Source organism: Microbacterium sp. ZW3a (assembly GCF_057167165.1).
In genome coordinates this window covers 1,322,021-1,348,392 of record NZ_CM169903.1, presented here as the reverse complement: position 1 = coordinate 1,348,392, position 26,372 = coordinate 1,322,021, and the positions used below count along the sequence as shown (strand labels likewise).

Genomic DNA, 26,372 nt, shown 5'->3' with positions numbered 1-26,372 from the left:
CGGTCAGTGCCCCATGCCGAGTCCGCCATCGACGGGGATGACGGCGCCCGAGATGTAGGCGGCGTCGTCGCCGGCGAGCCACGTCACGACACCGGCGACCTCATCGGCGGAGGCGAAACGACCGGCGGGGATGTTCTTCTTGTACTCGGCCTGGGTGTCGGCGGGCAGTTCCGCGGTCATGTCGGTCTCGATGAACCCGGGAGCCACGACGTTCGCGGTGATGCCACGGCCGCCGAGCTCCCGCGTCAGGGAGCGGGCGAAGCCGACGAGCGCGCTCTTGGACGCGGCGTAGTTGATCTGTCCCGCCGAGCCGTAGAGCCCCACGACGCTGGAGATGAGAATGACGCGGCCCCAGCGTGCCTTGAGCATTCCCTTCGACGCGCGCTTGACCACGCGGAACGCGCCGCCGAGGTTGGTCGAGACGACGCTGTCGAAGTCGTCTTCGCTCATGCGCAGGAGCAGCGTGTCCTTGGTGATGCCGGCGTTAGCCACGACCACGGCGATCGGGCCGAGCTCGGCCTCCACCCGCGTGAACGCCGCGTCGACGGCCGCGGCGTCGGTGACGTCGGCGCGCACGGTGAGCGTTCCCTCCGGCCCTTCGCCGGAGCGTGCCGTGACGGCCACCTTCCAGCCCTCGGCGACGAAGCGCTCGGCGATGGCGCGCCCGATGCCGCGGTTTCCTCCGGTGACGACGACGACACGGTCCTGGGACATGTGAGACTCCTGCGGTGCGAAAGACGGAACCGGCCCAGCCTACCGACGAGGCACCACTCCCCCACCGCCTCGGCGTTTGACACGGGCTGCGGCACGCTGAAACGCTGAGCACACCTGCCGACGAAAGGGACGCCCGTGAGCGACGACCAGAACCCCGCCCCTCGCCGCGGAGACGACGTGCCCGCGGCGCCGGCATATGACGCGCCGTCCGCGCCCGCCTACGGCACGCCCGCGGCACCCGCCTACGGCGCACCCTCGGCACCGCCGGCCTACGGCACGCCCGCGGCACCACCCGCCTACGGCACGCCCGCGGCACCCGCCTACGGTGCGCCGGCGTACGGCGGCCCCACCCCCGGCTACGGCGCGGAGGTGCGCACGAACGTGCTCGCGATCATCTCGCTCGTGGCATCCGTCGCCGGATTCCTCATGATCCTGCCCCTGATCGGCCCGATCGCCGGTGTCGTCACCGGTCACATCTCCCTCGCCCAGATCAAGCGGACGGGCGAGAAGGGTCGTGGCCTGGCGCTGGCCGGAACCATCGTCGGCTGGGTGAGCATTGCCATCGCCGTCGTGCTCATCATCATCCTCTCCATCGCTTTCGCGATCGCGGTGAACACTTCTTCTCGATACGGCGCCTAACCGGGGCTCGCCCGTTCCCGACGGGCGTACCCTGGGGGGACCGTGAAGACATCGCCCAACGCCCAGTCAGCGACGTCGCTCCCGCAGGCCCCGCGAGACGACGCCGGATCCCGCTTCGCCAAGTACATGGTGATGATGGGCATCCGCATCGCGTGCTTCGTGGCGATGGCCGTGGTAACCCCGTACGGCTGGTACACCTTCGTCTTCGCGGCGGGCGCCATCTTCCTCCCGTACCTCGCGGTGATCGTGGCCAATGTCGGACAGGATGGCGCGGTGACTGGTGCGGTGAATCCCGAGCGCACGCTCGAGGCCGCGGCGCCCACAGCTCCCGCGCCCGCGGCCGACGCGCCGACCGTGATCCGCATCTCCGAGACCCCGCGCCTCGACCCTCCGCGCGACGACCGGTCGTGACCGACGAGGCTGTCTCGTGCTCGCGCGCCGGATGCCGCGCCCCCGCCGAGTGGGCCATCCGGTGGCGCAACCCGCGCATCCACTCCGCCGATCGTCGGAAGACCTGGGTCGCGTGCACGGCGCACGTGTCGTACCTCCGAGAGTTCCTCGCCGCTCGCGACTTCCCGGTCGAGGTCGCCGCTCTCGAGGGGGATGCCGCGTGAGCTCCCGGCCCCTGCCCGCCGTTGCACGGTGGGCGATGTACGTGGGCGTGGCGATCCTCTTCGCCATCGCGTGCGGAGCCCTCTCCAACTGGCAGTTCTCACGTAACGCGGAACGCTCGGAACAGCTGCGTCTGGTCGACGAGAACTACGGCGCTGACCCGGTCGCGCTCGGTGACCTCCTCGCTCCCGACGCCGACCTCGCCCCGGGCGACGAGTGGCGGCCGGTACGGCTCAGCGGCCAGTACCTCGCCGACGAGGAGCTGCTGGTGCGCAACCGTGCGCACGGCGGCTCCGCGGCCTATGAGGTGCTCGTGCCGTTCCGCGACGCCGACGGTCGTGTGCTGCTGGTCGATCGCGGCTGGCTCCCGCCCGGCGAGCGGCAGCCCGCACCGGATGCCATTCCCGCCCCGCCGACAGGGACGGTCGAGGTGGTCGTGCGCCTGCGCCCGAGCGAACCCGTGCCCGCGTCGGGGCGCACCGCCGAGGACGGTCAGGTTCCCACGATCAATCTCGGCCTCGTGTCCGAGCAGACCGGGCCCGTCGAACAGGGCGCGTATGGCCTGCTGGTGTCGGAAGACCCCGCGCCCGCCGCGGCGCCGCTGCCGATCGACCCGCCGAGTAACGACCCGGGCCCGCACCTGTCGTACGCGATCCAGTGGATCCTCTTCGCCGTCATGGGCTTCGCGTTCCTCGTGTACGTCATCGTCAACGAGCGTCGGATTCGCCGTGAAGAGATCGAAGAGGCGCGGGAGCGCGGCGAACAGCCGCCCGAGCCCACACGCGAAAAGCTCGACCCCCTGGCCGCACACCGCACCCGAAAGCGTCCGCGCGACCGCGACGCCGACGACGAAGACGCCCTGCTCGACGCACGGTGACAGGATCGGCCACGCGAGGGCGTGGCATCCGGATGCCGGAGCTTACGCGAGCGTGATCAGGTCGGCGTAGTCGCGACCCCAGATGTCTTCGACCCCGTCGGGGAGGATGAGCACCCGCTCGGGGTTGAGCGCCTCGACGGCACCCTCATCGTGCGAGACGAGCACGACAGCGCCCTCGTAGTGCGCGAGCGCGCCGAGGATCTCTTCGCGCGAGGCGGGGTCGAGGTTGTTCGTCGGCTCGTCGAGCAGCAGCATGTTCGCCGACGAGACCACGAGGGTCGCCAGCGACAGACGCGTCTTCTCGCCACCGGAGAGCACACCGGCGGGCTTGAGCACGTCGTCGCCGACGAAGAGGAATGATCCGAGCACCTTGCGTGCCTCGGTCGCGGTGATGTCGGGGGCGGCCGACATCATGTTGTCGAGCACCGAACGGTTGACGTCGAGGTTCTCGTGCTCCTGGGCGTAGTAGCCGATCTTGAGGCCGTGTCCGGGCTCGAGCTGGCCCGTGTCGGGCTGGTCGACACCGGCGAGAATGCGCAGCAGCGTCGTCTTGCCCGCACCGTTGAGGCCCAGGATCACCACGCGCGACCCGCGGTCGATCGCCAGGTCGACGTCGGTGAAGATCTCGAGCGATCCGTACGACTTCGACAGCCCCGAGGCCATGAGGGGGGTCTTGCCGCAGGGGGCGGGCTTGGGGAACCGCAGCTTCGCGACCCGCTCGTCCTGACGAACGTCGTCGAGGCCCGACAGCATCTTCTCGGCGCGCGCGACCATCTGGTGCGCGGCCGCCGCCTTCGAGGCCTTCGCTCCGAAGCGCGCGGCCTGCAGCTGCAGCGCGGTGGCCTTCTTCTCGACGTTGGCGCGCTCCTTCTTGCGGCGCTCTTCGTCGGCCACCCGCTGGCGCAGGTAGTTCTTCCAGTTCATGTTGTAGACGTCGATGACCTGACGGTTCGCGTCGAGGTAGAACACGCGGTTGACCGTCTCGCCCACGAGTTCGACGTCGTGCGAGATCACGATGAGCCCGCCCTTGTAGCCCTTGAGGAACTCGCGCAGCCACACGACGCTGTCGGCGTCGAGGTGGTTCGTGGGCTCGTCGAGGATCATGGTCTGCGCGTCCGAGAAGAGGATGCGCGCGAGCTCGATGCGCCGGCGCTGACCACCCGAGAGGGTCTTCAGCGGCTGGTCGAGGATGCGGTCGGGGAGCGACAGGTTGTGGGCGATGGATGCCGCCTCGGCCTCGGCCGCGTAGCCACCCTGGGCTTCGAATCGCTCGGTGAGCGAGCCGTAGCGCTTCATCGCCTTCGCGGCGACGGCAGGGTCGGCGTCGCCCATCGCCATCGAGGCTTCGTGCATGCCGAGGGCGAGGGAGCCGAGTCCGCGGGCGTCGAGAATGCGCGTGCGCGCGAGCATCTCGGGGTCGCCCGAGCGCGGGTCCTGCGGCAGGTAGCCCAACTCGCCGCTGCGGTCGACGCCGCCGTTGGCGGGCAGAAGATCGCCGGCGAGCACCTTCGTGAGCGTGGTCTTGCCGGCGCCGTTGCGCCCGACGAGGCCGATCTTGTCGCCGTCGGAGACGCGGAACGCCACGTCGGACATGAGCACGCGGGCACCCACGCGGATCTCGAGGTCGTGCACGGCGAGCACAGCGAACGTCCGTTCAGTCGGGGAAGAGGGGTGGCCGAGTGATGGCCAGCCACCCAGTATAAGTCGGCTTCCCGAACGCCGACCGACAGTCCCGTCGTGTGGGGAGTCGGAGAGCCGGATGCCGGTGCCTCGACGTCGAGAGGATCTCCGGCGTTCTCGACCCCCGGGTTTGCACTCCCACCCGATCCCTGACCTAAACTAAGCCTATCCTTACCTAACACGCAGGAGGCTCTTCGTGTCCCGATTCCGCGCGCTGGCGGCACTCGCCGTCGGTTCCGCCCTCGTCCTCACCGGCTGCGCCGGCACCTCGGCCGCCCCCGGCGGCGACGCGGCGCCCGGCTCCGACGGCGTCTTCCCCGTGACGGTCGACAGCGCCTTGGGCCAGGCCGTCATCGAGAAGAAGCCCGAGCGCGTGGCGACCGTCGCGTGGTCGAACCAGGAGGTCCCCCTCGCACTCGGTGTCGTTCCGGTCGGAATGGCCAAGGCCACGTGGGGCGACGACGATGGCGACGGCGTGCTGCCCTGGGTCGAAGAGAAGCTGACCGAGCTCGGCGCCGAAACGCCGGTCCTGTTCGACGAGACCGACGGCATCGACTTCGAGGCCGTCGCTGACACGCAGCCCGACGTCATCCTGGCCGCCTACTCGGGTCTGACACAGGAGGACTACGACACCCTGTCGAAGATCGCACCGGTTGTCGCCTACCCCGACGCACCGTGGGGCACGACGATGGACCAGATGATCGAGATGAACTCGAAGGCCCTCGGGCTCGAGAGCGAGGGCCAGGCCCTCATCGAAGAGATTAAGACCGAGTCGCAGGAGGCCTTCGACGCCCACCCGGCCCTCGCCACCGTCAAGCCGGTCTTCGCGTTCACCGACCCGACCGACCTGAGCACGATCACGTACTACACCGCGCACGACCCCCGCCCCGGGTACCTGCACGCGTTCGGCATGCCCGAGCCCGAGCAGGTGACGACCGCCACCGCCGACACCGACGCGTTCTACACCGAGATCAGCGCCGAGAACGCCGACGCGTTCAGCGACGTGGGGCTGTGGATCACGTACGGCGCCACCGACGGCTCGCTCGTCGCGCAGCTGCAGGCCGACCCGCTGCTGTCCACCATTCCCGCGATCGCCGCCGGTCGCATCGCGGTGCTCGAGGACGGCACCCCGCTCGCCGCCTCGGCGAACCCCTCCCCGCTCTCGGTGAGCTGGGGCCTGTCGGCCTACCTCGACGTCCTGACCTCGGCCGTCGGCTGACCTCCTCCGCACCACGCCCCTCGTGACCTCCCCCACCACCGTCGCCGCCCTGCCGGACACCGCATCCCTGCGGCGTCCGGCAGGGCGGCGGCTCGCGTGGATGCTGGCGCTCGGGGTGGGCGTGGTCGTGGTGTCGGCGGCATCCGTCGCCATCGGCACCCGCGATGTCTCGCTCACCGAGATCATCTCGGCGTTCACCGGCGGCTCCGGCGTGGGGGAGGCCGCCGTCCTCACCCGTCTCCCGCGCACGGTTCTCGGACTCCTCGTCGGTGCCGCCCTGGCAATGGCGGGGCTGACGATGCAGGCCGTCACCCGCAATCCCCTCGCCGATCCCGGCATCCTCGGGGTCTCCGCGGGGGCGTCACTCGCGGTGGTGACCGGCATCGCCTTCTTCGGGCTGTCGGGCGCGCTCGGCTACCTGGGCTTCGCGATCGTGGGGGCCGCGGCGGGAGCGGTGTTCGTCTACGCCGTCGGTTCTCTCGGCCGCGGCGGGGCGACCCCGCTGAAGCTCGCCCTGGCGGGCGCCGCGACCACCGCCGCGTTCGCCTCCCTGTCCAGTGCGATCCTGCTCCCCCGCGTCGACCTGCTCGAGGTGTACCGGTTCTGGCAGATCGGCGGCATCGGAGGCGCGACCTGGGACCGGATCGAGATCGTGCTGCCCGTCCTCGCCGCCGGCGCGCTCGTCTGCGTGATGTGCGCACGCGGAATGAACTCCCTCGCCCTCGGCGACGACGTTGCGACGGGGCTCGGCGAGCACACCGGCCGCACGCGCATCGTCGCATCGGCGGGTGCCGTGGTCCTCGTCGGCGCGGCCACCGCGGTCGCCGGACCCATCGCGTTCGTGGGCCTCGTGATCCCCCACGTGTGTCGCCTCCTGGTGGGCACCGACCACCGCTGGCTCGTCCCGTTCTCGGCGCTCGGGGGCGCGATCCTCCTCGTCGGCGCCGACGTCGTGGGACGCATCATCGCGCGTCCCACCGAGGTCGAGGTCGGCATCCTGACCGCCCTCATCGGTGCACCGTTCTTCATCTGGATCGTGCGTCGGCAGAAAGTGCGGGAACTGTGAGCACGGTCGTGGCCCCCGCCTCCGATGTCGCCGCCCTCGTGCGGGGGCGGCGCTCGCGCGCGCGTCGCCGGACGAGCGTGACTCTCGTGCTCGCCCTCGCCGCCGCGGCGCTGTTCGTGACGACCCTCATGGTCGGCAACACCTTCTACACGCCCGATCAGGTCGTCCGCGTGCTCCTCGGCCAGACCGTTCCCGGCGCCTCCTTCACCATCGGTGAGCTGCGCCTGCCTCGCGCGACGCTGGGCCTGCTCGCCGGCCTCGCCTTCGGCATGGCCGGTGTCACGTTCCAAACCCTGCTGCGCAATCCGCTGGCCTCCCCCGACATCATCGGCATCTCCTCAGGGGCGAGCGCGGCCGCCGTGATCGCCATCATCGGCTTCTCGCTGTCCGACACCCTCGTCTCGGTGTTCGCCCTCGTCGGTGCCCTCGCCACCGCCGGAGCGATCTATTTCCTCTCGCGCGAGGGCGCCTTCACGGGAACGCGCCTCGTGCTCATCGGCATCGGTGTGGCCGCGATGCTCGACAGCGTCACCACCTGGATGCTGACGCGCGCGGCCAACTGGGACCTCCAGACGGCGATGCAGTGGCTCACCGGTAGCCTCAACAACGCCGCGTGGGGCCGCGTGCTCCCCCTCGCCGTCGCGATCGCCGTAGTGGTTCCGCTCATGGTCGCCAACACCCGCGGCCTCGCCGTGCTGCGCCTCGGTGACGACTCCGCGGCGGGACTCGGCGTGCACGTCGAACGCACGCGACTCCTGCTCATGGTCGGCGCCGTCGTGCTGCTGGCCGTCGCCACGGCGGCATCCGGCCCGATCGCCTTCGTGGCATTCATGGCCGGCCCCATCGCCGCCCGCCTGATCGGACCCGGTGGCTCGCTGCTGCTTCCCGCGGGCCTCGTCGGCGCGCTGCTGGTGATGGCCTCCGACCTCCTCGGGCAGTTCGCCTTCGACAACCGCTACCCGGTCGGCGTCATCACCGGCGTGCTCGGCGCGCCCTACCTCATCTACCTGCTCATCAGGACGAACCGCTCCGGAGGCTCGCTATGACCGCGAACCGCACCCTCTCTGCCGAGAGCCTGACTCTCGCGTACGCCGACCGCACGATCGTTGACGACCTCGATCTGGTGCTCCCCGCCGGCCGCATCACCGCGATCGTGGGCGCCAACGGCTGCGGCAAGTCGACGCTGCTGCGGGCGCTCGCGCGCCTGCTGCCCCCGAAAGCCGGGCGCGTCGTGCTCGACGGCAAAGCCCTCCATGAGCGGCCGTCGAAAGAGATCGCGCGCATCCTCGGGCTGCTCCCGCAGAGCCCGATCGCGCCCGAGGGCATCGTCGTCGCCGATCTCGTCGGCCGCGGCCGCCACCCCCACCAGCGCGCTCTCGCACGCTGGAGCGCGCGCGACTACGAGGTCGTCGCCGAGGCCCTCGCCGCCACCGGCATCAGCGACCTGGCCGACCGCTCGATCGACGAGCTCTCGGGCGGTCAGCGTCAGCGTGTCTGGATCGCGATGGCGCTCGCGCAAGAGACCGACATCCTGCTGCTCGACGAGCCGACGACGTTCCTCGACGTCGCGCACCAGGTCGAGGTGCTCGACCTGCTCACCGACCTCAATCGCGAGCGCGGCACGACGACGGTCATGGTGCTGCACGACATGAACATGGCCGCCCGCTACGCCGACCACCTCGTCGCGCTCCGCGACGGGCGGATCGTCGCCGCGGGCGACCCGACCACCGTGATGACCTCCGAGCTCATCGCCGACGTGTTCGGACTCGACGCCCTCGTGGTTCCCGACCCGGTGTCGGGTACCCCCCTGGTGCTCCCCCGCGGCCGTCACCACGTCACCGCCCGCCTCCAGCCCGCCGTCGACACCCGAGAGACCCACGATGCCCTCCAGCCTTGAGACCTCGCGGTTCTTCCGCGTTCGCGTCGCCCGCATCGCCGACCTCACGCCGAGCTTCCGTCGCTTCACCTTCGTGGGCGACGACCTGCACGAGTACGGCGACCCCGGCTTCGACCAGCGCGTCAAGATCGTCTTCCCCACCGACACCATCGGGCTGGATGCCATGCCCGTCGGCGGCGACTGGTGGACGCAGTGGCGCGAGCTCCCCGACGATTGCCGCCCGCCGTTTCGCACGTACACGACCCGCGCTGTGCGCCGAGCCGAGCGCGAGGTCGACATCGACATGGTCGCCCACGAGGTACTCGGACCGGCCTCGGCCTGGATCGAGAACGCACGTCCCGGCGACGAGGTGCTGATCTTCGCGCCCACCGTGGCACTGACCGACGTGAGCTTCGGCGTCGACTTCGTCCCGCCCGCCCAGACCGGCGACTTCCTCCTCGCGGGAGACGAGACCGCCGCCCCGGCGATCGCCGTCATCCTCGAGCAGCTGCCGTCCGAGGCCACCGGGACCGTCGTGCTCGAGGTACCCACCCCCGAGGACTGTGCCTACCTCCCCCGGCATCCCGGATTCGCCTACCACCTCGCCGCGCGCACCGCCGGCACCCGGCACGGCCACCTGGTGTCGGCCACCCGCGAGGCCGCGTTCGCCCTGACCCCCGAGGGCCACGGCGACGAGGTCGAGGAGGTCGACATCGACGAGGGCCTGCTGTGGGAGGTCCCGCGCACGGCCAAGGGCGGCGCGGCGCTGAAGAAGGCGCCGCTGTACGCCTGGCTGGCCGGGGAGGCATCGGCGATCAAGGCCCTCCGCCGTCACCTCGTCACCGAGCGCGGCGTCGACCGCCGCGCCGTGGCCTTCATGGGGTACTGGCGCACCGGCCGCGCGGAGTGCTGAGGGAGCACCGGATGCCACGGCTGCAGCGAGACGTCAAGCGCACGGCACGAGCGCGCGGATCCGCACAGCGCGGATCCGCACAGCGCTGACCAGGCACCCCACGCCACGGCCACAGCGCGCCGTCAGGCGCGCGGAACCAGCGCGCCGATCCGCTCGATCGCCTCGCTCAGCACCTCGGGCGCGCAGCCGACGTTGATGCGGACGTGTCCCACACCCTCGGCGCCGAACAGCGGCCCGTGGTGCAGGGCGACCTTCGCCTCGCGGCGGAGGAACGGCGCGGGGTTGTCGCCCCACCCGTACGCGGAGACGTCCACCCACGCGAGGAACCCGGCGTCGGGGATGCGGTAGCGCGCGAGCGGGAGGTGCTCGGCGAGTAGATCGGCCAGGAGGTGCCGGTTCTCGTCGAGCGCGGCCCGCAGAGAGTCGAGCCACGCGTCGCTCTCGGGCGCGAAGGCCGCGACCGCCGCGCGTGCGCCGAACAGCCCCGTGCGCCACTCGACCTCGGCCGGCAGCCCCGAGACGACGGCGGTGCGCTCTTCCGCGGCGGTGACCATGAGCGCGCACTTCAGCCCGGCCAGGTTGAAGGCCTTGCTCGCACTCACAAGCGCGAACCCCACGCGCGCGGCGGCCTCGGACGCCGCCAGGAACGGGGTGAAGACCGCCCCGGTGTGGATGAGCGGAGCGTGGATCTCATCGCTGACGACGACCGCGCCGTACTCCTCGGCGATCTCGGCCAGGCGGGCGAGCGCGGCGCGCGAGTGCGCGGTACCCGTCGGGTTGTGCGGGTTGCACAGCAGCACCGCGCGAGCTCCGGATGCCAGCGCTGCAGCGATCCCGTCGAGGTCGAGCTCCCACCCCTCCCCCGTGTCGCGCAGCGGCACGCGCTCCACGACACCCCCGGCCTCGGGAACGCAGTCATAGAACGGCGGGTACACCGGCGGCGTCACGACCACCCGGTCGCCGGGCGACAGCACGGCGCGGAGGATCTCGACGACGCCCATCATGACGTCGCAGGTGTTGCGGATGCGCGCGGGGTCGACCGTCCAGCCGAACCGGCGCTCGGCGAAGGCGGCGTACGCGCGGGCGAGGCCCGGGTCGGGCGGGGTGTACCCCGTGTCGCCGCGCTCGACGAGGGCCGTCAGCTCTCTCGTGATCGCGGGAGCGAGAGGGAAGTCGGTTTCGGCGACGAACAGCGGCAGAATGTCGGCGGGATAGGTCTGCCACTTGGAACTGGACCGCTCGCGCAGACTCTCCAGCGGAAGGGCACGCAGGGGGGCGACGCTCATGGCCCCGAGATTACCCGCTGCGGCCTCCGCGCTCGCGGGACGAGACACACCGCGTCATCGCGGGCGCACCGCACGCCGAAACGACGACGTCCCCGGCGTGTACCGGGGACGTCGTGGTGTGTCGATTCTGGTCAGATCGCGAAGCCGAGGGCGCGCATCATGTCGCGGCCGTCGTCGGTGATCCGCTCGGGACCCCACGGCGGCATCCACACCCAGTTGATGCGGAAGCGATCTACGACGTTGTCGAGGGCTTGGGCGGTCTGCTCCTCGAGCACGTCGGTCAGCGGGCAGCCCGCGGACGTCAGCGTCATGTGGATGACGAGCGCGTCGTTCTCGTCGTCCCACGCGAGGTCGTAGATGAGGCCGAGATCGACGACGTTGATCCCCAGTTCGGGGTCCATGACGTCTTTCAGGGCCTCGGTGACCTCGTCGTACTTCTCGGGAGCGAGGGTTGCGGTCATGTAACGATCCTACGCGTCTACCGGGGTACCGGCGTCGAGGAAGCGGTCGTAGCCCTCTTCCTCGAGACGGTCGGCGAGCTCGGGGCCACCCTCCTCGACGATCCGACCCTTGACGACGACGTGCACGAAGTCGGGGCGGATGTAGCGCAGGATGCGGGTGTAGTGCGTGATGAGGAGCACGCCGAGGTCGGTCTGCTCTTTCGCGCGGTTCACGCCCTCGGACACGATCTTGAGCGCGTCGACGTCGAGGCCCGAATCGGTCTCGTCGAGCACGGCGATCTTCGGCTGCAGCAGCTCGAGCTGGAGGATCTCGTGGCGCTTCTTCTCGCCGCCCGAGAAGCCCTCGTTGACGTTGCGCTGCGCGAAGGCGGAGTCCATGCGGAGGTTGCCCATGGCCGACTTCACGTCTTTGGTCCAGGTGCGAATCGCCGGCGGCTCGCCGTCGATCGCCGTCTTGGCGGTCCGCAGGAAGTTGGTGACCGTGACGCCCGGGATCTCGACCGGGTACTGCATCGCCAGGAAGAGGCCCGCGCGGGCGCGCTCGTCGACGCTCATCTCGAGCACGTCTTCGCCGTCGAGGGTGATGGAGCCGCTCGTGACGGTGTACTTGGGGTGACCGGCGATCGTGTACGCCAGGGTCGACTTGCCGGAGCCGTTGGGGCCCATGATGGCGTGGGTCTCGCCGGTGCGCAGCGTCAGCGTCACGCCGTTGAGGATCGGGGTCGTGCCGGCATCCGTCTCGACCGTCACGTGGAGGTCGCGGATCTCGAGGACAGACATGGTGTTCCTTACTCGGTAGTTCGGGGAGTCGGTGGGGGCGAGGGCCGTCAGGCCGTCGCCTTGGTGACGGCGGGGTCGATGAGCACGTCGTCGCCGTCGATCACGACCTCGTACACGGGGACCGGCTCGTAGGCCGGGAGGTTGAGGGGGCGACCGGTCTTCAGCGAGAACGCCGAACCGTGCGCCCAGCATTCCAACGTCTCGCCCTCGACGAAGCCGTCGGACAGCGAGATGTCGCCGTGGGTGCAGACGTCTCCGATCGCGTGCACGTCGCCGTTGCCGTCGAGCACGACAGCCATCGCGACGCCGTCGACCTCGACCCGGCGGGCCTCGTCCTGGACGAGGTCGCTCAGCGCGCAGACACGCGACGCGGTCACGCCGGGGCTCCCTCGGCCAGCTCGCGCTCGATGGCCTCGATCAGCTCGGTCTCGAGCTCCGGGATGCCGATCCGCTGGACGATCTCGCTGAGGAACCCGAGCACGACGAGACGGCGCGCCTCGCCCTCGGCGATACCGCGAGCCTGGAGGTAGAACAGCTGCTCATCGTCGAAGCGACCGGTGGCGCTGGCGTGGCCCGCGCCCTGGATGTCGCCCGTCTCGATCTCGAGGTTGGGGATCGAGTCGGCGCGCGCACCGTCGGTGAGCACGAGGTTGCGGTTCGCCTCGTACGAGTCGGTGCCGGTGGCCTCGTGTCCGATGAGCACGTCGCCGATCCACACGCTGCGCGCACTCTCGCCCTGCAGCGCGCCCTTGTAGAGCACGTCGCCGACCGTGTGCGGACCCTTGTGGTGCAGGTACACCTGCGACTCCAGGTGCTGGCCGGCGTCGGCGAACGACAGACCGTACAGCCGCCCCTCGCTGCCGGCACCCGAGAGCTCGACCGACGGGTTCACCCGGACCACGCCGCCGCCGAAGCTGACCACGACGTGCGTGAGCTTGGCGTCGCGGTCGACCCGCGCCTGGTGGGACGCGGCGTGGAGGGCGTCATCGTTCCACTTCTGCACCGACACGACCGTGAGGTCGGCTCCGTCGCGCACGAGAATCTCGACGTTCTGCGCGTGGTGCGCCGTGCCCTCGTGACGCAGCACGACGGTGCCGCGCGAGTTCGGCTGCGCCTCGATGACGACGTGGGCGTGCGCGAGGCCGCCCGTGCCGGTCAGGCGCACGACGATCGGCTCGTCGAGCTCGACGTTCGCCGGAATCCGCAGCAGGGGCGCGTCGGGCTCGTGTGTCCATGCCAGGGCCGCAGTGAGATCCTCCGGGCGGAAGTGCTCGCCCCGGGGCGCGTCGCCCGCGGCGAGGCGAAGCTGCTGCACCGCCTCGGGCGCGGACACGTCCACCTGTATGACGCCCTCGGCGCCGGCCTCGTCGGCGAACAGCGGCGCGAGCCGGTCGATCGGGGTCAGCTTCCAGTTGACCTCACGGCCAGTGGGCGTGCCGAAGTCCGCCGGGTCGAACGAGGTCGGACGCTCCGAGCGCGTCTGCACGGGAACGACGGATGCCACGAGCGCGGCCGGGTCGATGTGACCCTCCGCGGCGCCCGCGGGGGTCTGGGTCGCAGTCGTCATTTAACCGACGGATCCTTCCATGCCCATCTCGATGAGCTTGTTGAGCTCGAGCGCGTATTCCATGGGCAGCTCGCGCGCGATGGGCTCGATGAACCCGCGCACGATCATGGCCATGGCCTCGTCCTCGGGGAGACCGCGGGACTGCAGGTAGAACAGCTGCTCTTCGCTGACCTTCGACACGGTGGCCTCGTGACCGAGCTGCACGTCGTCGACGCGAATGTCGATCGCGGGGTACGTGTCGGAGCGCGAGATCGTGTCGACCAACAGAGCGTCGCACCTCACGGTGTTCGCGGAGTGGTGCGCATTGGCATCCACTCGCACTTCGCCCCGGTATCCGGCACGGCCACCGCCGCGGGCGATCGACTTGGAGACGATCGAGGACTGCGTGTACGGCGCCATGTGGATCATCTTCGCGCCGGCATCCTGGTGCTGACCCGGGCCCGCGAAGGCGACCGAGAGCGTCTCGCCCTTGGCGTGCTCGCCCATGAGGTAGATCGACGGGTACTTCATCGTCACCTTGGAGCCGATGTTGCCGTCGACCCACTCCATCGTCGCGCCCTCGTGGGCGACGGCGCGCTTGGTGACGAGGTTGTAGACGTTGTTCGACCAGTTCTGGATCGTCGTGTACCGCACGCGGGCGTTCTTCTTCACGATGATCTCGACGACGGCCGAGTGCAGCGAGTCGCTCTTGTAGATCGGGGCCGTGCAGCCCTCGATGTAGTGAACGTAGCTGTCTTCGTCGGCGATGATCAGGGTCCGCTCGAACTGACCCATGTTCTCGGTGTTGATGCGGAAGTACGCCTGCAGCGGGATCTCGACGTGCACGCCCTTGGGGACGTAGACGAACGAACCGCCCGACCACACGGCCGTGTTCAGGGCCGCGAACTTGTTGTCGCCCGCGGGGATGACCGTGCCGAAGTATTCCTCGAAGAACTCGGGGTGCTCGCGCAGCGCCGTGTCGGTGTCCATGAAGATGACACCCTGCTGCTCGAGGTCCTCGCGGATCTGGTGGTAGACGACCTCGGACTCGTACTGGGCGGCGACGCCGGCGACGAGACGCTGACGCTCAGCCTCGGGGATGCCGAGCTTCTCGTAGGTGTTGCGGATCTCCTCGGGGAGGTCCTCCCACGTCTGCGCCTGCTTCTCGGTCGAGCGCACGAAGTACTTGATGTTGTCGAAGTCGATCTCCGAGAGATCGGCGCCCCACGTGGGCATGGGCTTGCGCCCGAAGAGCTGGTAGCCCTTGAGACGCGTCTTCAGCATCCACTCCGGCTCGGACTTCAGAGCGGAGATGCCACGCACGACGTCTTCGTTGATGCCGCGCTGGGCGAGTGCGCCCGCGGCATCGGTGTCGTGCCAGCCGAACTCGTATTGCCCCAGGCTTTCGAGCTCTGGTCGGTCGATGAGTACATCGGACATGGTGATCACTCTCCTTCTCGGGCCTCAACGGTGTCATCCGTCCCGACATTCCAAGAAGAACTCCGGTTGGAGTCACAGGAAGGTCGCTGGTGGGCCCGCTCGAAGGCGCTGGCTGCGCGCCTAGACTGTCAGGGTGCGGAACGCGTGAGCGCCGCATCCCGAAGACCCTTTGATTCTACAGGCAACACCCGCTCCCGGCACGGCGCGCACCCGGCGCATCGCCCCGAGCGCTCCGCCGCCAGGAGGCTGCGCGCATGTCCACTGCCCCGTCCCCCCGCGCCTCGCGCCTCATCGACTGGCTCCCGACCGACGTCGACCGTCGCGTCCGGGTCTTCGCATGGCTGTCGTTCCTCGCCGAGGTGCTCATCATCGGCACCGGCGGGGCGGTGCGCCTGACCGGGTCGGGCCTCGGCTGCCCGACGTGGCCCCGGTGCACCCCCGACTCGCTCGTGAACACCCCCGAGATGGGTATCCACGGGATCATCGAGTTCGGCAACCGCACTCTCACCGGGCTCGTCGGCATCCTGGCCCTGGCCGTCGTCGTGCTCGTGTGGCGGATGCGTCGCGAGCGCCGTGCGCTCTTCGTGCTCTCGCTCATCGTGCTCGGCGGCATCGTCGCCCAGGCGATCGTCGGCGGCATCACCGTTCTCACGGGCCTGAACCCCTTCATCGTCGGATTCCACTACCTCGCCTCGGTCGCCCTGGTCACGGTGTGCGCGGCGTTCCTCACCCTCATGTATCTCCCCGCGGGTCCGCGGGCCCGGGCGGTGCCGGGCTGGTTCGCCGGGCTCGTCCACGCCACCACCGCCGTGCTCGCGGTCACGATCGTCTTCGGGGTCCTCACCACCGGCGCAGGCCCCCACTCGGGCGACGCCGCCGCCGTCCAGCGCAACGGCTTCGACGCCGAGATCCTCGAGCACGTCCACGCCTGGCCTGGGTACGCGCTGTTCGCGCTGACCCTCGCGGTCGTCGTGGCGGCCTGGCGCCTCCGTCTGCGGGTCCGCCGGTGGGCGACGGCACTGCTGGCGATCGAGGTGGTGCAGATCGCCGTCGGCCTCTACCAGGCGCGCAACGGGCTGCCGGAGTTCGCTGTGGGCACACACATGGTGCTCGCCGCCCTCACGGCCGCGGCCATGACGGTCGTGGTCTTGCGACTGAAGAGCCCCGCGGTGGCACCCGGTGTCGACGCCCGCGAAACGGTCGCGACGGCGCGCGGCTGACACCCGACCGTTCATAGCCGATTCATCGGCGGCACAGAGCTGGCGTTCCGGCGCGTGCGAGACTGTGGACCCTCCGGTGCCGACCGTGCCCGGAATCGAAGGAGTTCATTCCATGCAGACTCGTCCCCGCCTGGTCACCAGCATCCCGTTCTGGGTGCTCGTGGCCGGCTCCCTGGCCGCCGTCATCGCGGGGCTCGTGATCGTCCTCCGGGGGATCGACGCGATGCAGGCGGTGCTCAATGACCCCAACGCGACGGTCGTGACCGTCTACGTCGCCCAGTCGTGGGTCACCGTGGGAGCCGCCGTGGTCGGAGCGGGTGCTCTCGGTCTCGTCGCCGCCCTCGCTGTGGCCGCCGTCGTGACCACCCGCCCCCGTCCCGATGTGGCCGTCGAAGCCATCGACTGGACGAGCGATGAGGAAAGCGCACCCGAGCCCGCGGTGTTCTCCGCCCCGGCCGCATCCGCGGTTCCCGCCGCTCCGAGCGCTCCGGCCCCCAGCACCGCACCCGTGGCTCTGGAGGACGCCGACGTCGAGACCCCGTCCGACGCCCCCGCGCCGCCGCAGGCAGCCGCCGCCGTCGACACGGACGAAGACCCGACGCGCCGCTGAGCGCACGCCGCACAGACGAAACCGCCCGCCCCCGAGCATTCGGGAGCGGGCGGTTTCTCGTGAACGGGGCGACCGGCCTCAGAAGGGCAGGAGCGGGTCGACCGCGATCGCCACGAAGAGCAGCGTGAGGTACGTGATGGAGGCGTGGAAGACGCGCATGGGCCGCGGCTCGCCGCCCTGCACGGCACGCGAGTACAGGCGGTGCGACTCGTAGATGAACCACCCACCGAACACCAGAGCCGAGACGGTGTACACCACACCCATGGATGCCACCGGGATGAGCAGCAGCGAGCACGCCACCGTCGCCCACGCGTACAGGATGACCTGCAGACCCACCTGCGACCCGCTGCGAGTCGCGCCGAGCATCGGCACGTCGACCTCGTCGTACTGGTCGGCGTACTTCATGGACAGCGGCCAGTAGTGCGGAGGGGTCCAGAGGAACACCAGGGCGAAGAGGATGAGCGCGGACCAGGACAGCGAGCCCGTGACCGCCGACCACCCGATGAGCACCGGGAAGCAGCCCGCGATGCCGCCCCAGACGATGTTCTGCTCGGTGCGACGCTTGAGGATCATCGTGTAGATCACGACGTAGAAGAAGATCGCGCCGGCGGACAGTGCCGCCGCGAGCGGATTGGTGAAGGCCCACAACCACACCGTCGAGCCGACCGCGAGCGTCCACGCGAAGGTCAGCGCGCCGCGGGGCGAGACCTCGCCCGTGACCAGCGGCCGATTCACGGTGCGCTGCATGTGCGCGTCGATGTCGCGGTCGAGGTACATGTTGAACGCGGCGGCCGAACCGGCGCTCAGCGAGCCGCCGATGACCGTGGCGAGAATCAACCACAGGTCGGGCAGGCCACGCGCGGCCAGGATCATCACCGGAACGGTGGTGACGAGCAGAAGCTCGAGAACCCTCGGCTTCGTCAGGGCGACGTAGGCCCGGACGGTGCGTCCGACGGAGCGGCGATCGGTCGTCGCAGTGACGTGCGACGTCGTCGAGATGTCCATCGTCCCCCGGGGTAGAGCGTTGCGGATTCCTCTCGATTCTATGGCATCCCGTGCATACCTCCGCCCGCCTGTCGACCCCCGTCACGAGGAGGCGCCGGGCCGCGCCGATCTCGCTATGCTGGCCCTGAATGCGCGCCCAGCGCCGACACCCCCACCCCACTCCCACCCCTACGGCGGTGAGTGCGGCGTCGGATCGTGACCGGGGCGCTCTATCGAGAAAGGCGACCGTGTTGTCGGACTTCGAATGGGATGAGATCGATCGGCGCGCGGTGGACACCGCCCGCATTCTGGCGGCAGATGCCGTCGAGAAGGTGGGCAACGGACACCCGGGCACCGCGATGTCACTGGCACCGGCCGCGTACCTGCTGTATCAGCGGGTCATGCGCCACGACCCGGCCGACGTGCACTGGCCCGGGCGCGACCGTTTCATCCTCTCGGTGGGCCACTCCTCGCTCACCCAGTACGTGCAGCTCTACCTCGGCGGATTCGGCCTCGAGCTGAAAGACCTCGAGGCTCTGCGCACGTGGGGCTCGCTGACCCCCGGCCACCCCGAATTCGGCCACACCGACGGCGTCGAGATCACGACCGGCCCGCTCGGTCAGGGCCTGGCATCCTCGGTCGGGTTCGCGTACGCGGCGCGCTACGAGCGCGGGCTGTTCGACCCCGAGACTCCGGCCGGTGAGAGCCCCTTCGACCACTACGTGTACGTCATCGCCGGTGACGGCGACCTGCAGGAGGGCGTCACGAGCGAGGCCTCCTCGCTCGCCGGTCACCAGGAGCTCGGCAACCTCATCGCGATCTACGACTCCAACCAGATCTCGATCGAGGACGACACGAACGTCGCCTTCACCGAAGACGTGCAGAAGCGGTACGAGTCGTACGGCTGGCACGTGCAGACGGTGGACTGGAAGAAGACCGGCGAGTACGTCGAAGACGTCGCCGAGCTCCACGCGGCCATCGAGGCCGCCAAGGGCGAGACGAGCAAGCCGTCGCTGATCGTCCTCAAGACGATCATCGGGTGGCCCTCCCCCGGCAAGCAGAACTCCGGCAAGATCCACGGTTCGGCGCTCGGCGCCGACGAGCTCCGCGCCACCAAAGAGGTTCTCGGTTTCGACCCCGAGCAGAACTTCGCCGTGGCCGACGAGGTCATCTCCCACACCCGCCAGCTCGTGGAGCGCGGCGAGGCCGAAAAGGCCGCCTGGCAGGAGAAGTTCGACGCCTGGGCTGCGGCTCACCCCGAGCGCAAGCAGCTCTGGGACCGCCTGCAGGCGCGGGAGCTCCCCGCCGACATCGCCGACGCGCTCCCCGCATTCGAGGCCGGTAAAGACGTCTCGACGCGCGCCGCGTCGGGCACGGTCATCAACGCCCTCGCCGCCGAGCTCCCCGAGCTCTGGGGCGGTTCGGCCGACCTCGCCGAGTCGAACCTCACCACGATCAAGAACGCCAAGTCCTTCATCCCATCCGAGTGGTCGACGCACGAGTGGTCGGGCGACCCCTACGGCCGTGTGCTCCACTTCGGCATCCGCGAGCACGCGATGGGCGCGATCCTCAACGGCATCGTCCTGCACGGCCCGACGCGCCCCTTCGGTGGCACGTTCCTCATCTTCAGCGACTACATGCGCCCGCCGGTGCGCCTGGCCGCCCTGATGAACATCCCGACGATCTTCGTCTGGACGCACGACTCGGTCGCGCTCGGCGAAGACGGCCCGACGCACCAGCCGATCGAGCAGCTCGCCACCCTGCGTGCCATCCCGAACTTCGCGATGGTCCGTCCGGCGGACGCCAACGAGACCTCGGTCGTGTGGCTCGAGATGCTCCGTCGCACCGCCGGTCCCGCGGGTATCGCGCTCACGCGTCAGAACATCCCGGTGTTCCCGCGCGGCGCGGGCGAGGCCAGCGGCGACGAGTTCGCCTCGGCTGCCCACGCGGTCAAGGGCGCGTATGTGCTCGCGGAAGCCGCGAACGGCGAGCCCGATGTCATCCTCATCGCCACCGGCTCCGAGGTGCAGCTGGCCGTGCAGGCGCGCGAAACCCTCGCCGCCGAGGGCGTTCACGCCCGCGTGGTGTCCGCGCCGTCGCTGGAGTGGTTCGCCGAGCAGGACGAGGCGTACCGCGAATCGGTGCTGCCGTCGTCGGTGAAGGCCCGCGTGTCGGTGGAGGCCGGTTCGGCGCTCAGCTGGCACGGCATCGTCGGCGACGCCGGCCGTTCGGTCGCCATCGAGCACTTCGGTGCCTCGGCCGACTACAAGACCCTCTTCCAGAAGTTCGGCATCACCGCCGAGGCCGTTGTGTCGGCCGCGCGCGAGTCGATCGCCGCCGCGAAGTAAGACCAGGAGAACCAGAACAATGAGCACTCCCACCCAGCAGCTCTCCGCCGAGGGCGTCAGCATCTGGCTCGACGACCTCTCGCGTCAGCGCATCCAGTCGGGCAACCTCGCCGAGCTCATCGCCCAGCGCAACGTCTCCGGCGTCACGACCAACCCCACGATCTTCGCCGGCGCCCTCTCCAAGGGTGAGGCGTACGAGGGTCAGGTCCACGAGCTCGCCGCCGCCGGCGCGAGCGTCGACGAGGCGATCTTCTCGATCACCACCGACGACGTGCGCGACGCGTGCGACATCTTCCAGCCCGTCTTCGAGCAGACCAACGGCGTCGACGGTCGCGTGTCGATCGAGGTCTCCCCCGACCTCGCGCACGACACCGAGGGCACCATCGCGCAGGCCAAAGACCTGGCGGCGCGCGTGGACCGCAAGAACGTGCTGATCAAGATCCCCGCGACCAAGGCGGGCCTGCCCGCGATCACCGAGGTCATCGGTGCGGGCATCTCGGTCAACGTCACGCTCATCTTCAGCCTGGAGCGGTACGCCGAGGTCATCGACGCCTACCTGGCCGGTGTCGAGAAGGCCCGTGACGCCGGCCACGACATCGCCACCCTCCAGTCGGTCGCGTCGTTCTTCGTCTCGCGCGTGGACACCGAGGTCGACAAGCGCCTCGCCGCGCTCGGCACCGACGAGGCCGCCGCCCTCAAGGGCACGGCCGGAATCGCCAACGCACGCCTGGCGTACGAGCTGTACGAGCAGAAGTTCGCCGAGGAGCGCGCCACGCAGCTGCTCGCCGCCGGTGCCACCGTGCAGCGTCCGCTGTGGGCCTCGACCGGCGTCAAGGACCCGGCGCTGCCCGACACGCTCTACGTGACCGAGCTCGTCGCTCCCGGCACCGTGAACACGATGCCCGAGAAGACGCTCGAGGCGACCTTCGACCACGCCGTCATCGCCGGTGACACCATCACCGGCGCCTACGCCGAGGCACACGACGTGTTCGACCGCCTCGCCGCGGTCGGCGTCGACCTCACCGACGCGACCCAGACGCTCGAAGACGAGGGTGTCGAGAAGTTCATCGCCTCCTGGCACGAACTGCAGGACACCGTCGCCACCGCGCTCGAGGCCGGAAGCGCCCAGGCCGCGAAGTGAGCTTCGCCGTCAAGGTCACCGGCCACGTCAAGTCGGTCGTCGACGCCGAGCTCCCGGCACTCACCGGCTCGCTCGTCGCCTCCGGCATCACCGCGGGCGACCCCACCCTGTGGGGCCCCGCGGCGGAGGACGAGGCGTCGCGCCGTCTGGGGTGGGTGCAGGCCGTCGCCGTGTCGCGCCCGCTCGTGGCCGAGATCACCGCCCTGCGCGACTCCTATGTCGCGCAGGGCGTGACGCGCGTGGTGCTCGCGGGCATGGGCGGATCGTCGCTCGCGCCCGAGGTCATCGCGCAATCGGCCGGCGTACCGCTGGTGATCCTCGACTCGACCGCCCCGGGCCAGGTGCTGGCCGCCATCGACGGAGACGCCGAAGCAGGGGGTCTGCGCGAGACGGTGCTCGTCGTTTCCAGCAAGTCGGGCTCGACGATCGAGACCGATTCGGCAAAGCGCGCGTTCGAAGCGGCATTCCGTGATCTCGGCATCGACCCCGCCGAGCGCATCGTTGTGGTGACCGATCCCGGCTCACCACTCGAGCAGTCGGCGCGTGCCGACGGCTACCGCGTCTTCACCGCCGACCCCACCGTCGGCGGGCGGTACTCGGCGCTCACCGCCTTCGGGCTGGTCCCCGCGGGCCTGGCGGGCGTCGACATCGACGACCTCCTCGACGAGGCGGATGCCACGCTGCTCGAGGTCGCCATCGACTCCCCCGAGAACCCCGCGCTCGTGCTCGCTGCAGCCATCGCCGGTGGTGGAGCCCAGCGCCGAGACAAGCTGGGCCTCGTCACCGACGGGGGCCATCTTCCGGGTCTGCCGGACTGGATCGAGCAGCTCGTCGCCGAGTCCACGGGCAAGGACGGCACCGGCATCCTGCCCGTCGTCCTGCTCCCGGTCTCGCCGGAGCTCGACACGAAGCCCGACGATCTGCAGATCGTGCGCTTCGTCGATCACGCCGACGCGTTCCACCTCTTCGACCGGCACGAGGGCGAGGTGCTGGTCAGCGGCTCGCTCGGCGCGCAGTTCGTGGTGTGGGAGTACGCCACCGCGATCGCGGGTCGCATGCTCGGCATCGACCCGTTCGATCAGCCCGACGTCGAATCCGCAAAGAGTGCGGCGCGGGGACTGCTCGATGCGCAGCCCGCCCCCACGGCCGCGGCGTTCGTCGCCGATGGCGTCGAAGTCCGTGTGTCCGACCCGGCCCTCGCGGCCTCGGGGACGGTCGCCGGCGTGCTGGAGGCCCTCTGGGCATCGGTTCCCGCCGACGGGTATGTCAGCATCCAGGCGTACGTGAACCGTCTCGATCTCCCGCAGCTCGCGGGTCTGCGCGAGCTGGTGGCCGCGGACGCCGGGCGCCCCACGACCTTCGGGTGGGGGCCTCGGTTCCTCCACTCCACGGGGCAGTACCACAAGGGAGGCCCCGCCAACGGAGTCTTCCTCCAGATCACCGAACGCACCGATGTCGACCTCGAGATTCCGGGTCGCCCGTTCACGTTCGGTCAGCTCATCCACGCACAGGCCGCGGGCAACGCGAGCGTGCTGGCGGAGGGCCACGGCCGTCCCGTCGTCACGCTGACGCTGACCGACCCGCAGGTCGAGGTGCTTTCACTCTTCGAGGCGGCGCAGTAACAGCATGGTCGTAGAGATCTCACCCGGACACAATCCCCTCCGCGATCCCGAGGATCGACGCCTGAACCGCATCGCCGGTCCCAGCGCGCTGGTCATCTTCGGCGTCACCGGAGACCTTTCCCGTAAGAAGCTCATGCCGGCCGTGTACGACCTGGCCAACCGCGGGCTCCTTCCTCCCGGATTCGCACTCGTCGGCTTCGCCCGCCGCGACTGGGAGGACCAGGACTTCGCGAAGGTCGTGCACGAATCGGTCCAGAAGTACGCCCGCACGGAGTTCCGCGAGGAGACGTGGCAGGAGCTGCTCGAGGGCATCCGCTTCGTCCAGGGCGAGTTCGACGACCCCGAGGCGTTCCGTCGTCTCCGCGAGACCGTCGACAATCTCGACACCGAGCGCGGCACGATGGGCAATCACGCGTACTACCTCTCGATCCCGCCGAAGGCGTTCCCGCTCGTCACCACGCAGCTCAAGGCCTCCGGCCTCGTGGGAGACGGCGCCGACGGCGCGACCGGCTGGCGGCGCGTCGTCATCGAGAAGCCGTTCGGCCACGACCTCGCCTCGGCCCGGGAGCTGAACGAGGTCGTCGAGAGCGCGTTCCCGGCAGACTCGATCTTCCGCATCGACCACTACCTCGGCAAAGAGACGGTGCAGAACATCCTGGCGCTGCGGTTCGCGAACGAGCTGTACGAGCCGATCTGGAACCGCAACTACGTGGACCACGTGCAGATCACGATGGCCGAAGACATCGGCGTCGGTGGACGAGCCGGGTACTACGACGGCATCGGCGCGGCGCGCGACGTCATCCAGAACCACCTGCTCCAGCTCCTGGCGCTCACCGCGATGGAGGAGCCCATCAGCTTCAACGCCGCAGATCTGCGCGCCGAGAAAGAGAAGGTGCTCGCCGCGGTCCGGCTGCCCGAGAACCTCGCCGAGGCGACGGCGCGCGGGCAGTACGCCGGCGGCTGGCAGGGCGGTGAGAAGGTCCTCGGTTTCCTCCAGGAAGACGGCATGAACCCGGAGTCGGTCACCGAGACCTACGCGGCGATCAAGCTCGAGATCAACACGCGCCGCTGGTCGGGCGTGCCGTTCTACGTCCGCAGCGGAAAACGTCTCGGACGCCGCGTCACCGAGGTCGCCGTGGTCTTCAAGCGTGCTCCGCAGCAGCTGTTCTCGCGCAGCCAGACGCAGGAGCTCGGGCAGAACGCCCTCGTCATCCGTGTGCAGCCCGATGAGGGCGTCACGATCCGGTTCGGCTCGAAGGTCCCCGGTGACGGCACGCAGGTGCGCGACGTGACGATGGACTTCGGCTACGGCCATGCCTTCACCGAGGCCAGCCCCGAAGCCTACGAGCGCCTCATTCTCGACGTGCTCCTGGGTGACCCGCCGCTGTTCCCGCGGCACGAAGAGGTGGAGCTCAGCTGGAAGATCCTCGACCCGATCGAGGAGTTCTGGGCCGCCCAGGGCGGACCGCTGGAACAGTACTCACCCGGATCGTGGGGGCCGGCATCCGCCGATGACCTTCTCGCCCGCGACGGCCGCACCTGGAGGCGCCCGTGATCATCGACCTGCCCGACACCACCGTCAGCGCCATCTCGAAGAAGCTGGTGAGCGTCCGCGAAGAGGGCGGCGCCGTCGCTCTGGGCCGCGTGCTGACGCTCATCATCGTGACCGACCGCGGCGCCGAAGAAGAGGTCATCGAGGCCGCGAACGACGCCTCGCGCGAGCACCCGATGCGCGTCATCGCCGTGCTCTTCGGCGACGAGAACGACGAGCCTCGTCTCGACGCGCAGATCCGCGTGGGCGGCGACGCCGGCGCGAGCGAGGTCGTCGTCCTGCGCGCCCACGGAGCGGCCGCGTCCAACGCCGAGAGCCTGGTCACCGGCCTTCTGCTCCCCGACGCTCCGGTCGTGGCCTGGTGGCCCGGCGGGGCTCCGGCCGATCCGGCGCGATCCGAGATCGGCCGCATCGCGCAGCGCCGCATCACCGACGCCTCATCGCAGCCCGACCCGACGGAGTGGGTCGCGCACCTGGGCGAGCACTACGCTCCCGGCGACACCGACTTCGCGTGGACCCGTGTCACCCGCTGGCGCGAGCAGCTGGCCGCTGTCCTCGACCAACCGCCGTACGAGCCGGTCACCGCGATCGACGTCGCGGGGTCGAGTGACTCGCCCTCCACGGCCCTCCTGGCTGCGTGGCTCGGGCTGAAGCTCGAGGTCCCCGTCTCCTACCGCTACCTCCCCGCCGAGGAGTGGGCCGGCGGCATCAAGTCGGTGCGCCTGGTCCGTGCCAGCGGCGATACGCTGCTGGAACGGCCGACGCCCGGCGTCGCGGTGCTCACGCAGCCCGGTCAGCCCACGCACGAGCTCGATTTCCCGCGCCGCACCCTCCGCGAGTGCCTGGCCGAGGAGCTGCGCCGGCTCGACCCCGACGTGCTCTACGGTCGCGTACTCACCGAGTGCACCCACCTGCTGCGGACCCTCGACGAGCGGAGCGGGCGATGACCGAGAACGGCTCCACCAAACAGGTGATCATCAAGCAGGATGCCGAGGCTCTCGCCGACTACGTCGCGACGCGGTTCATGAACCGTGTCGTCAAGCGCGTGGCCGAGGGCAAGCGCATGCACATCTGCCTCACGGGCGGAACGATGGGCGGAGCGGTCCTGCGGTCTGCGGCGCGCGACCCCCGCGCGGCCGAGATCGATTGGTCGCTCGTGCACTTCTGGTTCGGCGACGAGCGCTTCGTGCCGCGCGACTCCCCCGACCGCAACGACGCTCAGGCGCGGGCAGCGTTCCTGGACGCCCTCGACATCCCCGTCGAGAACGTTCACTCGGTCGCCTCGACCGACGACGGTCTCGATCTGGATGCCGCCGCCATCGCGTACGCCGACGACCTGGCGCAGTTCGCCCCGTCGGATCGCAGCGAGACGGGGCCCTGGCCCTCGTTCGACATCTGCTTCCTGGGCGTCGGACCCGACGCCCACATCGCGTCGCTGTTCCCGGATCGCGCGGAGATCGCCGTCACCGACCGGGCGACCGTGCCGGTGCGCGACTCCCCCAAGCCGCCGCCCGAGCGCATCTCGCTCACGCGCCCGGTGATCAACTCGTCCAAGCGCGTGTGGATGGTCATCGCCGGCGCCGACAAGGCCGCTGCTCTCGGGCTCGCCCTCGCCGGCGCGAGCTACCAGAGCGTCCCGGCCGCCGGAGCCAAGGGCCGCCGGCGCACGGCCTTCTTCGTCGACGAGGCCGCGGCCGACCAGGTGCCGCCGCAGCTCATCGACCGCGAGTACTGACTCCGTGACAAACAGAAGAGACCGGATGCCATGGCATCCGGTCTCTTCTGT

Annotated in this window: 26 protein-coding genes; 17 read left to right on the top strand and 9 right to left on the bottom strand. The window is 70.0% G+C overall.

All coding sequences use genetic code 11. From position 1 onward, the window contains the following. Positions 1 to 3: 3 nt before the first annotated feature. The gene (gene fabG, locus ACU6WY_RS06300) at positions 4 to 714 is read right to left on the bottom strand and encodes a 3-oxoacyl-ACP reductase FabG (protein ID WP_483821595.1); all 711 of its coding nucleotides are present in this window, start codon (positions 712 to 714) and stop codon (positions 4 to 6) included. Between the two features lie 135 nt (positions 715 to 849). Here fabG and ACU6WY_RS06295 point away from each other — a divergent pair, with 135 nt between their 5' ends. The 4 genes from ACU6WY_RS06295 to ACU6WY_RS06280 are packed head-to-tail and all read left to right on the top strand — an operon-like array spanning position 850 to position 2,842. Then, positions 850 to 1,353 (top strand): DUF4190 domain-containing protein, encoded by a 504-nt coding sequence (locus ACU6WY_RS06295; protein WP_483821594.1) that lies wholly within the window; start codon positions 850 to 852, stop codon positions 1,351 to 1,353. Between the two features lie 42 nt (positions 1,354 to 1,395). Beyond that, positions 1,396 to 1,764: a DUF3099 domain-containing protein gene (locus ACU6WY_RS06290; RefSeq protein ID WP_483821593.1), complete on the top strand. Its 369-nt coding sequence runs from the start codon at positions 1,396 to 1,398 to the stop codon at positions 1,762 to 1,764. Then, positions 1,761 to 1,967, top strand: coding sequence for a hypothetical protein (locus ACU6WY_RS06285; RefSeq protein WP_483821592.1), 207 nt, complete (start codon positions 1,761 to 1,763; stop codon positions 1,965 to 1,967). The genes ACU6WY_RS06290 and ACU6WY_RS06285 overlap by 4 nt, the downstream gene beginning before the upstream one ends. Positions 1,968 to 2,002: 35 nt before the next feature. Continuing rightward, positions 2,003 to 2,842, top strand: a complete 840-nt coding sequence (locus ACU6WY_RS06280; RefSeq protein WP_483821864.1) for an SURF1 family cytochrome oxidase biogenesis protein — start codon at positions 2,003 to 2,005, stop codon at positions 2,840 to 2,842. 42 nt (positions 2,843 to 2,884) lie between these two features. Here ACU6WY_RS06280 and ACU6WY_RS06275 read toward each other — a convergent pair whose 3' ends face one another. Next, positions 2,885 to 4,483 carry an ABC-F family ATP-binding cassette domain-containing protein gene (locus ACU6WY_RS06275; RefSeq protein WP_483821591.1) on the bottom strand — a complete coding sequence of 533 codons (1,599 nt, stop codon included), beginning with the start codon at positions 4,481 to 4,483 and terminating at the stop codon, positions 2,885 to 2,887. A 235-nt stretch (positions 4,484 to 4,718) separates the two neighbouring features. Between ACU6WY_RS06275 and ACU6WY_RS06270 the strand changes: the two genes are divergently transcribed. From ACU6WY_RS06270 to ACU6WY_RS06250, 5 genes are read left to right on the top strand one after another with little or no spacing between them, the layout of a single operon-like run. Beyond that, positions 4,719 to 5,741 carry an iron-siderophore ABC transporter substrate-binding protein gene (locus ACU6WY_RS06270; protein ID WP_483821590.1) on the top strand — a complete coding sequence of 341 codons (1,023 nt, stop codon included), beginning with the start codon at positions 4,719 to 4,721 and terminating at the stop codon, positions 5,739 to 5,741. Positions 5,742 to 5,763: 22 nt separating this feature from the next. Continuing rightward, the gene (locus ACU6WY_RS06265) at positions 5,764 to 6,807 is read left to right on the top strand and encodes a FecCD family ABC transporter permease (RefSeq protein WP_483821589.1); all 1,044 of its coding nucleotides are present in this window, start codon (positions 5,764 to 5,766) and stop codon (positions 6,805 to 6,807) included. Then, entirely contained in the window at positions 6,804 to 7,853 is a 1,050-nt protein-coding gene (locus tag ACU6WY_RS06260; RefSeq protein ID WP_483821588.1) for a FecCD family ABC transporter permease, read from the top strand. Before ACU6WY_RS06265 ends, ACU6WY_RS06260 begins: the two co-directional genes overlap by 4 nt. After that, a complete protein-coding gene (locus ACU6WY_RS06255; RefSeq protein ID WP_483821587.1) occupies positions 7,850 to 8,704 on the top strand; it encodes an ABC transporter ATP-binding protein in 855 nt (284 codons plus the stop codon). The genes ACU6WY_RS06260 and ACU6WY_RS06255 overlap by 4 nt, the downstream gene beginning before the upstream one ends. Beyond that, a complete protein-coding gene (locus ACU6WY_RS06250; RefSeq protein WP_483821586.1) occupies positions 8,688 to 9,596 on the top strand; it encodes a siderophore-interacting protein in 909 nt (302 codons plus the stop codon). Before ACU6WY_RS06255 ends, ACU6WY_RS06250 begins: the two co-directional genes overlap by 17 nt. 122 nt (positions 9,597 to 9,718) lie before the next feature. Here ACU6WY_RS06250 and ACU6WY_RS06245 read toward each other — a convergent pair whose 3' ends face one another. From ACU6WY_RS06245 to sufB, 6 genes are all read right to left on the bottom strand, one after another. Further along, positions 9,719 to 10,882: a MalY/PatB family protein gene (locus tag ACU6WY_RS06245; protein WP_483821585.1), complete on the bottom strand. Its 1,164-nt coding sequence runs from the start codon at positions 10,880 to 10,882 to the stop codon at positions 9,719 to 9,721. A gap of 131 nt (positions 10,883 to 11,013) precedes the next feature. Further along, the gene (locus ACU6WY_RS06240) at positions 11,014 to 11,343 is read right to left on the bottom strand and encodes a metal-sulfur cluster assembly factor (RefSeq protein WP_013586729.1); all 330 of its coding nucleotides are present in this window, start codon (positions 11,341 to 11,343) and stop codon (positions 11,014 to 11,016) included. A gap of 9 nt (positions 11,344 to 11,352) precedes the next feature. Beyond that, entirely contained in the window at positions 11,353 to 12,123 is a 771-nt protein-coding gene (sufC, locus tag ACU6WY_RS06235) for a Fe-S cluster assembly ATPase SufC (RefSeq protein WP_483821584.1), read from the bottom strand. A gap of 47 nt (positions 12,124 to 12,170) precedes the next feature. Beyond that, positions 12,171 to 12,500 (bottom strand): non-heme iron oxygenase ferredoxin subunit, encoded by a 330-nt coding sequence (locus ACU6WY_RS06230; RefSeq protein WP_483821583.1) that lies wholly within the window; start codon positions 12,498 to 12,500, stop codon positions 12,171 to 12,173. After that, the gene (sufD, locus tag ACU6WY_RS06225; protein WP_483821582.1) at positions 12,497 to 13,690 is read right to left on the bottom strand and encodes a Fe-S cluster assembly protein SufD; all 1,194 of its coding nucleotides are present in this window, start codon (positions 13,688 to 13,690) and stop codon (positions 12,497 to 12,499) included. The genes ACU6WY_RS06230 and sufD overlap by 4 nt, the downstream gene beginning before the upstream one ends. After that, the gene (sufB, locus tag ACU6WY_RS06220) at positions 13,691 to 15,109 is read right to left on the bottom strand and encodes a Fe-S cluster assembly protein SufB (RefSeq protein ID WP_483821581.1); all 1,419 of its coding nucleotides are present in this window, start codon (positions 15,107 to 15,109) and stop codon (positions 13,691 to 13,693) included. It abuts the gene before it with no gap. Positions 15,110 to 15,363: 254 nt separating this feature from the next. On the opposite strand from sufB, the gene ACU6WY_RS06215 reads away from it, so the two are divergent. Then, positions 15,364 to 16,329, top strand: a complete 966-nt coding sequence (locus ACU6WY_RS06215; RefSeq protein ID WP_483821580.1) for a COX15/CtaA family protein — start codon at positions 15,364 to 15,366, stop codon at positions 16,327 to 16,329. 112 nt (positions 16,330 to 16,441) lie between these two features. Next, the gene (locus ACU6WY_RS06210; protein ID WP_483821579.1) at positions 16,442 to 16,939 is read left to right on the top strand and encodes a dinucleotide-utilizing enzyme; all 498 of its coding nucleotides are present in this window, start codon (positions 16,442 to 16,444) and stop codon (positions 16,937 to 16,939) included. 78 nt (positions 16,940 to 17,017) lie between these two features. On the opposite strand, the gene ACU6WY_RS06205 is transcribed toward ACU6WY_RS06210, so the two are convergent. Continuing rightward, positions 17,018 to 17,944, bottom strand: a complete 927-nt coding sequence (locus tag ACU6WY_RS06205) for a heme o synthase (protein WP_483821578.1) — start codon at positions 17,942 to 17,944, stop codon at positions 17,018 to 17,020. Between the two features lie 230 nt (positions 17,945 to 18,174). Here ACU6WY_RS06205 and tkt point away from each other — a divergent pair, with 230 nt between their 5' ends. The 6 genes from tkt to pgl are packed head-to-tail and all read left to right on the top strand — an operon-like array spanning position 18,175 to position 26,321. Beyond that, positions 18,175 to 20,271: a transketolase gene (gene tkt / locus ACU6WY_RS06200; RefSeq protein ID WP_483821577.1), complete on the top strand. Its 2,097-nt coding sequence runs from the start codon at positions 18,175 to 18,177 to the stop codon at positions 20,269 to 20,271. A gap of 19 nt (positions 20,272 to 20,290) precedes the next feature. Further along, entirely contained in the window at positions 20,291 to 21,412 is a 1,122-nt protein-coding gene (tal, locus tag ACU6WY_RS06195) for a transaldolase (protein ID WP_483821576.1), read from the top strand. Next, positions 21,409 to 23,034, top strand: coding sequence for a glucose-6-phosphate isomerase (locus ACU6WY_RS06190; RefSeq protein ID WP_483821575.1), 1,626 nt, complete (start codon positions 21,409 to 21,411; stop codon positions 23,032 to 23,034). The genes tal and ACU6WY_RS06190 overlap by 4 nt, the downstream gene beginning before the upstream one ends. A gap of 4 nt (positions 23,035 to 23,038) precedes the next feature. Continuing rightward, positions 23,039 to 24,589, top strand: a complete 1,551-nt coding sequence (gene zwf / locus ACU6WY_RS06185; protein ID WP_483821574.1) for a glucose-6-phosphate dehydrogenase — start codon at positions 23,039 to 23,041, stop codon at positions 24,587 to 24,589. Beyond that, positions 24,586 to 25,533, top strand: coding sequence for a glucose-6-phosphate dehydrogenase assembly protein OpcA (locus ACU6WY_RS06180; protein WP_483821573.1), 948 nt, complete (start codon positions 24,586 to 24,588; stop codon positions 25,531 to 25,533). The genes zwf and ACU6WY_RS06180 overlap by 4 nt, the downstream gene beginning before the upstream one ends. Next, positions 25,530 to 26,321: a 6-phosphogluconolactonase gene (gene pgl / locus ACU6WY_RS06175; RefSeq protein WP_483821572.1), complete on the top strand. Its 792-nt coding sequence runs from the start codon at positions 25,530 to 25,532 to the stop codon at positions 26,319 to 26,321. The genes ACU6WY_RS06180 and pgl overlap by 4 nt, the downstream gene beginning before the upstream one ends. Positions 26,322 to 26,372: the final 51 nt, after the last annotated feature.